The 8,158-nt window shown below is 26.9% G+C and carries 6 protein-coding genes, 2 tRNA genes and 1 other annotated feature; all 8 genes read right to left on the bottom strand.

All coding sequences use genetic code 11. The features are described from left to right. Positions 1-2: 2 nt before the first annotated feature. A tRNA-Ser gene (locus tag BM119_RS18950) sits at positions 3-90 on the bottom strand. Positions 91-596: 506 nt separating this feature from the next. Beyond that, on the bottom strand, positions 597-1,880 hold the full coding sequence (gene serS, locus BM119_RS18945) for a serine--tRNA ligase (RefSeq protein ID WP_090043272.1): 1,284 nt from the start codon (positions 1,878-1,880) through the stop codon (positions 597-599). 63 nt (positions 1,881-1,943) lie between these two features. Further along, positions 1,944-2,144: a binding site (T-box leader), on the bottom strand. Between the two features lie 64 nt (positions 2,145-2,208). Further along, on the bottom strand, positions 2,209-2,571 hold the full coding sequence (locus tag BM119_RS18940) for a DUF1667 domain-containing protein (protein ID WP_090043271.1): 363 nt from the start codon (positions 2,569-2,571) through the stop codon (positions 2,209-2,211). A gap of 14 nt (positions 2,572-2,585) precedes the next feature. After that, the gene (locus tag BM119_RS18935; protein WP_090043270.1) at positions 2,586-3,980 is read right to left on the bottom strand and encodes an NAD(P)/FAD-dependent oxidoreductase; all 1,395 of its coding nucleotides are present in this window, start codon (positions 3,978-3,980) and stop codon (positions 2,586-2,588) included. Between the two features lie 122 nt (positions 3,981-4,102). Then, positions 4,103-6,841: a UPF0182 family protein gene (locus BM119_RS18930; RefSeq protein WP_090043269.1), complete on the bottom strand. Its 2,739-nt coding sequence runs from the start codon at positions 6,839-6,841 to the stop codon at positions 4,103-4,105. 36 nt (positions 6,842-6,877) lie between these two features. Next, positions 6,878-7,387 (bottom strand): transcription repressor NadR, encoded by a 510-nt coding sequence (locus tag BM119_RS18925; RefSeq protein WP_090043268.1) that lies wholly within the window; start codon positions 7,385-7,387, stop codon positions 6,878-6,880. A gap of 29 nt (positions 7,388-7,416) precedes the next feature. Then, a complete protein-coding gene (locus BM119_RS18920) occupies positions 7,417-7,914 on the bottom strand; it encodes an HDIG domain-containing metalloprotein (protein WP_090043267.1) in 498 nt (165 codons plus the stop codon). Positions 7,915-8,070: 156 nt separating this feature from the next. Further along, positions 8,071-8,146 (bottom strand) — tRNA-Ala (locus tag BM119_RS18915). Positions 8,147-8,158 lie beyond the last annotated feature (12 nt).

The raw sequence follows: 8,158 nt of genomic DNA, 5'->3' as shown, positions 1-8,158 counted from the left end.
GGCGGAGAAAGTGGGATTCGAACCCACGGTACACTCACATGTACGCCGGTTTTCAAGACCGGTGCCTTAAACCAACTCGACCATCTCTCCATGTCATTTACAAGTATTATTATAGCAACCTTATTTATTTATGTCAACCATTTTTACAAACTTTTTTACATTTATTTTTTAACCCAAACTGTTTTTACTTTACCTTAAAACTCTTAATATTATTACGACACAAACATAGCTTAATGTTTATATATACTCTATTACTCTATTTAAGGCACATTCAAATAAATAACTAGTCAGTGCTAGTTTATTTTCATATACCTAAGATTCTCTAATCCTATTACTTATATAATTTATTCAATTATTACTTACTAAACTTCAATGACTTAATTCCTAAATATTCTATTTTAAAATAGAATCTGATAGAGTTTTAACTGAAAAAGATAGAGTATATAAATTATTGTTACTATATACTCTATCTTTTACTTTTTAAATTAATTATATTCATTAAAAAACATGTATAAGTTCTAATTAATAAAATTTATGATTTGAATGTACCTAAATTCAAATCATAAATCTTTTTAGAACATATATATAATTAAAATTTATTTTTCAATCTTATTACATGCCATATAAGGTCTTAAAACCTCTGGTATAGTAACTGTTCCATCTTGATTTTGGAAATTTTCAAGTATAGCCGCAACTGTTCTTCCTATTGCTACTCCTGATCCATTTATAGTATGAACAAATTGTGGTTTTTCCTTAGCATTACCTCTAAATCTTATATTAGCTCTTCTAGCTTGGAAATCTTCAAAGTTACTACAGCTTGATATTTCTACATATCTATTGTAACTTGGCATCCAAACCTCTATGTCATACTTAAATGCTGCTGTAAATCCTAAATCACCCTTACATATCTTAACTATTCTATATGGTAGTCCTAACCCTTGTAAAACAGACTCAGCATCTTTTAAAAGAGCATCTAGTTCTTTATAAGAATCTTCTGGTTTAACAAATTTAACAAGTTCAACTTTATTAAATTGATGTTGTCTTATAAGGCCTCTAGTATCTCTTCCAGCTGATCCTGCTTCAGCTCTGAAACAAGCACTATATGCAACATGTTTTATTGGAAGTTTGTCTCCAGCTATTATTTCATCTCTATACATATTAGTAACAGGTACCTCAGCTGTAGGTATTAAGAAATAATCTGTGTTATTAGTTAATTTAAAAGCATCTTCCTCAAATTTAGGTAATTGTCCTGTTCCTGTCATTGAATCTCTATTAGCTACAAATGGAACAAACAACTCTGTGTAACCATTTTTGCTAGTGTGAGTATCTAAATAATAATTTATTATAGATCTTTCTAGTCTAGCACCTAAATCTTTATATATAGTAAATCTTGAACCTGTTACTTTTCCGCCTCTTTCAAAATCCAATATATCTAAATCTGTTCCTATATCCCAATGAGCCTTAGCTTCAAAATCAAAATTGTTAGGTTCACCGAACTTTTTAATTTCTACATTATCTTCATCAGTATCTCCCTCTGGAACTTCTGGATTTGGAACATTAGGGATTCTAAGCATTAAATATTTTATTCTTTCATCTATTTCTGCTAATCTAGCATCAAAATTCTTTATATCTTCCCCTATTTTTTTCATTTCAGCCATTATAGAAGACACATCTTCTCCTGCTTTTTTTAACTTTGGTATTTCACTAGATACTTGATTTTTCTTGGCTTTCAAAGCTTCAACTTCAACTAATATTTTTCTTCTTTCTTCATCAAGAGATAGTGCTTCATCTATTTGAGATAAATCAAAATCTTCTCCTCTGCCTACCATTGCAGCTTTTATTTCATCAAGATTGTTTCTTAGTCTTTTTAAATCTAACATATCTTTCTCTCCTTTTCTTTATATTAAGTTTTTTTATAAACAAAAAAAGCCTTCTCTCCCCTAAAAAGGGACGAAAAGACTCCGCGTTGCCACCCTAGTTGATTAAAATATTTTTAATCCACTCTTAAATTTAACGATATTTACCGTACTGCTTAATTCACAGTCCCTCGGAGGTGGATTCTTAAAGTATTAGTATCAGTTTACACCAACCACTGACTCTCTAAAAACTAAAAACATTAATACTATCCTCTTCAACGGTTTAAAATATTTTTAATTATTAAACATATTTCATTATACACCTTATTTTACATAATTACAACTCAATTTATTAATCTCTTTCTATTGTCCTACAGCTTAGAATATCTGTACCAGTATTTAGAATATTTTTACATATTATATCTCCTAATTTTACTGGAGGTCCTACATATATTCTACTTAGAGCTTTTGAACATTCTATCCATAAACTCTCATCTATTACATCAGAACTTTTTACTGGTAAGACATTATGATTTTTAGATCCTTTAATCCTTACTATTGTAGTAAAAACTTTTTTATTTTCATAATCTATTTTTTCTATATAGCTTAAACCTTTATCACATTCGTTTCCTATAATATCTATGTTTTCTTTATTTATATATATATCCATAACACAGTTCTTATTACATTGTGTGCATATTGAAGTTTTAATCATAAAAACCTCACCCCTTACATTTCATCAAACTCTTTAACTCTGTTTCTTATAACCTTAGAATTTTTAGAATCTTTAACTATATCAGTAAGTTTCTTATTAGTTTCCCTTGCTAATATAGAAATTATTCTACTTAAACAATATGCTCCTTGACAATTACCTAGTGTTACACCAGTTCTTCGTTTTACACCTTCAACAGTTCTTGCTCCTAATGGTCTTCTTATACTATCTATAATTTCAGCCTCCGTTACTAAACTACATAAACAAACTATATTGGCATATCTAGGATCAATTTTTATTATCTCATTTCTTTCTTCATTACTTAAATCTTTAAATCTATAAAATTCTCGTCTCTTATCTATAAAATCTTTCTTCTCAGTACAGTTTAAATTATTTGTTATAGTTTCACAAATCATATTTGCAATAGCAGGTGCTACTGTAACCTCACTAAAATTGTTTCCTGTTACCTTAATATATCCTCTCTTATCAAAATCTGAATCGTCAATCATTATAAGCTCTTTATGTATATCCTCTTTAAAAATATTACTAAATTCACTTATATCAACATTGTCTATAAAATTAGAAATATATTCTGTAACATCATTTAACTCTAATGATTCTTCGTTTCTTACCGCTAAAATAACTCCATCATTACCAAATGGCACAGCATGAAAACCTGATGAATTTTTATTTTTTGCGTTGTATACTATATGATTAAAATTTCTACTATCATCTTTTTCCATCATACAATAGGTTATCTTATCTATAGGTTTTTCCATTACAACACTCTCTATATCATCTGTTTCATATGGAGTAGTATTTACAACAACCTTACAAGTAAACTTATTCTTGTTAGTAGCTACTTTTAAACCCAAAGTAGATTTTTGTATATCTAATACCTCTTCTTCTAGTCTAAAATTAACACCATTATCAAATGCTATTTCAGCATAAGCCAAAGCCAAATCATATGGACATATAACAGCTGTATTTTTTGAATATATAGCTTTCTTTATATCACATTTTAGATTAGGTTCTAACTCTTTAACATTATTTTCATCAATAAACTCTACTCCAGAAACTCCTCTTTTAATTGCTCTATTATATATTTCTTTAAGTTTTGTTTCTTGGTCATCATCCTCTGCTATAATCAATGAACCTGTTCTATTAAATGGAACTCCAAATTTATCACATAAGTCACCTAACATATTATTTCCTATTATTTGTAATTTAGCTATTAAATCATTTGTTCCTTGTAATCCATCCTGAACTATCGCTGTATTTATAAATGATATATCATCGGCTATATCATAATCTTTCTCAATTAAAGCTATATTTAAGTTGTATTTAGAAAGTTCATATGCAACCGCACAACCAACTAACCCTCCACCTAATATTATAACATCATAATCCATAGGGCTTTCACCCTCCTTTTTATTATTATAACTTCCGTTTAAATTTTATCATAAATTGCTCTTATATAAAATTGTTTAATCAAAATTTAAGCACAGTATTCATACTGTGCTTAAAGATATTATTAATTTATATTGTTTAATATTTTTCCAAGCTCATTTATATATTCTCCATATTTAGACCAATCCCCAGATTTCTGAGCCTCTAAAGCTTTATTAAATAAATCCTTAGCCTTTTTAACTTCATTGTTTTCTATAGATCCGTCTTCTGGTGTACTTTGTTGTGATTCATTAGCATTTTCTTTTCCTGGTTGCTTATCACTAGCACCAAACAATGATTCTATAGCTTTCTCTATATTCTCTTCTATAACAACTTTATTTCCATTATACATTATTACTCTTTTCATTTCAGGTATTCCACTAGAATTGTTTGCAACAATATATAACGGTTCTATATATAATAAAGAATTTTGTATTGGAATGATTATAGTTTCACCTAGTATTACATCTGAGTTATTAGATTGCCATAACTTTATTTCCTTTGAAATATAATCATCCTGCCTTATGGTATTATTAAAAAGCATTGGACTATATATTGTTTTTTGCGGTGGAAATTTATATAGAATTAATTTTCCATAATCATCTCCATCCATTTTTGCAGCAAATATTGAAACCATGTTTTGTTTACTTCTCATATTAAAATAATTTAGCATAACCATTTCTGTCTTATCTTCTCCTGGAAGCCTTGTAACTACATATGGAACCTCATTATTTTTCTGTTCATCATCTTTAGTTTCACTATCTGTTAAATTTAAACCATTTTTAGATATCTGCCATAAATCTTCTCCATTAAAGAAAATATACGGATCTGTCATATGATATTTCTCCAAAACTTTACTTTGAAGTGAGAACATTTCTTGAGGATATTTAAAATGTTCTTTAAATCCTTTAGGCATTTCAGATACATCTTTAAATAGTCCATTAAATATATCTTCATAACATTTTATAATAGGATCAGTATTATCTACAACGTAAAAATCTGTTGTACCATCATAGGCATCAACAATCACTTTCACAGAATTTCTCATATAGTTTATACCATTATATGGTTCTGAAAATGGGTATTTATTAGATGTTGTATATGCATCTATTATCCAATATAATTTACCATTATTTATTACAGTATAAGGATCTGTGTCATATTTTAAAAATGGAGCTATAGACTCTACCCTTTCCATTATATTTCTTCTCATTATTAACTTGCTATCACTAGTAATATCGTTTGAAAGAAGTATATTTATATCCTTTTCTTTCAAAGCAAATAATACCTTATTAGCAAAATTAAGTTTTACTCCATCTTTACCGTCATACCTATTTGTTTGATTTTCTCCACCTTTTGGAGCATCAAATTCATCTGTCTTTGTATTGGTTATTGCATAATAGTCTGTATTTTCTCCAAAATATATTCTTGGATTCTCTATCTCTATATTAGTATTATTCTCTACTGGTATATCCTTCATTATGAAATTAGGTTGACCCTGTTCTGAAACAGAATTAACTTTATTCATTACAACACCATATCCATGTGTATATTTTAAATGCTTATTAATCCATGTATTAGGTTCTATAGCATCTATATTTATTTCTCTAGGTGCTATGAATACTTGATTATAATTTCCATTAATATTATATCTATCTACATCTATATCATTAAAGTTATAGTAATATCTTATTACTTGAACTTGATTATAAAAACTCAATGTGGGACTCACTGAATTTATTTTTAGATTTTCAAATATATCTTTATTATCTTTTAATCCATTTTTCGTTAAGTCGTTTTTCACATCAAAGTCTCTAGATTCTATATTCTCTACATTAAAACCTTTTCTAGTCATTTCTATATTGTAATTTAAATATGGCTTTTCCAATTCCATTTCATTAGCTTTTACTATAAATCGTTGTACTCCTAGAGAAGTTAAATTTTCAGCTACTAATAATATAACCACCAATGCAATAGATATAAATACAGGTTTAAAGTTATGCTTTCTTACATTTAAAAATACTATTATTGCCATGCATAAACATATTATTGCTATAACTCTATAAAATAACAACGTAACCTTTACATCAGTATAGCTAGCACCAAATGCAATTCCCCTAGGACTATATACTAAGTAATAAGTTTTTAAAACAAAATTTAATGCTATAAATATTAATCCAATTAAAAATAATACTGCTAACTGCCTTCCTGCTAGATTTGTAAGTTTACCTTTTAAATGTTTTACCTTTGATTTGTGGTCTGTAAACTCTATTGATGAAATATTATCTTTCACCAAAAACAATCCATAAAAAATAAATGTAATAACAATTAAAACAATTACAAATATAATTAAAGTATTTAAAATTGATTGTATTAATGGTAACTTAAATATATAAAATGATACATCCTTGTTAAAAATATAATCTTTTACATCAAAATTTTTAGAATTACTAAATTGAAGTATTGTGCTCCAATATCTCATAGCAGTTGAATATGCTAATATAAATGATACAGCACAGTTACTTACTAAAAATATAATTTTTTCAGTCTTTTTTCTTGATGAACTTATTTCATGTATATGATTGGTTTTAATAAAGCTTTTTCTCAAACTTTTATAGTAAAAATATATAAATATAAAACTAATTAAAAACAACGGTATCATAAGTTTCAATACAGCCTTTAGCTTTGTAAAATATACTGATAAATAACCTAAATTACTAAACCACTGTATATTTATAACAAAATTAGCTATATTATTCAGAAAAAACATTACTAAGGCTATGAATATAAATATGCTTAAAAGAAAATACTTCTTCTTTTTCACATCATCACCTCTTTCTCTAGAATTATTTAAAAATTATTATTCCAATATAAATCCTCTTTTAGATAAATCTTTTTCTATTTTATCTAAAATCTCCTCTGTTTCAGCACTTATAGTGTGTAAGTGAATACCTTCTGTTAATATAGATAATGGTATAGCATTTGATTCATCAAAAGTTTTTAAAAATTTTTTTATATCATCTAAAGTTTTTATCATAATCATTGCCTTTATTTCTCCATATAAAGGATGTTCAACAATAATATCTTCTATTATTCCACCATATTTTATTATAGTCTCTAGTTCTATCTTAATATCGTCTTTAGAGTGATGTATTGCAAAAACTCTTTTATATAAATTTCTTAATTTATTAAATATATATCCATCTGGAGTTGCTATTATGTTTAATCCTTCTGCCCTCAAAATTGCTATATCTTTCACAATAACCTGCCTCGTAACACTAAATCTACTTGCTAATACCCCTCCTTTAATAGGATATTTTGATAAATATAATAATTTCTGAATTTCATTTCTTCTGTCTTTGGAATTCATAATTTTCCTCCTATATAAATTATTAATATTTAGTTCTTATCATCGCAAAGTTTTAATATGTTTATAACTATATTGTCTTTTATATCTTTTTTATGGTGATTTTCTATAATATATATAAACTCATCATCATATCCCAACGATTTAAGTTTTTGTGCTCCTATTTGGGGGTGATTATAATATATATTTATTTTCCTTATATTAGTGCATTTTTTCAAGTTTCCTCCAGTGACTTTATCACCTAATACTAGAAATACACGGTCAAAAATATTTAATCTAGATCCTATTTTTCCAATATCATGTAGCAAACATATTTTTATAAGCATATCTAAATCATTTACTTCTTCTAATTTTAAATATTCTTTTATGGCTAATTTAGCAACCCTTATACAATGATGTTGTTCTGCCTTGTTTAAGTTCTTAAATAACTCCTTTTCTAAATTATTTAAATACTTATCTATAAATTTAATATCTATATCTTTAAACTCTGATGTTATATCCCAGTAAAATTGTTTAATTCTATGTAACATAAATAACCTTCTCTTTATATGTATTTTTATTAACTATTTCTAGAAAATACTTACATATATATAATATCATATTTATAAACTTATTTTATTATATTAATAATAAATTTATAAATTATATATAAAAAAAAGACATGAACTACATTCATGTCTTTTTTATGGTGGAGATAAAGAGATTCGAACTCTTGACCCCCTGCGTGCAAGGCAGGTGCTCTCCCAACTGAGCTATACCCCCTAATATGGTGGA

It is taken from the genome of Clostridium frigidicarnis, assembly GCF_900111985.1.
GTDB lineage: Bacteria > Bacillota > Clostridia > Clostridiales > Clostridiaceae > Clostridium_Z > Clostridium_Z frigidicarnis.
Note: the sequence above shows the minus strand (reverse complement) of the source record. Positions and strands in the feature narration are given on the sequence as shown.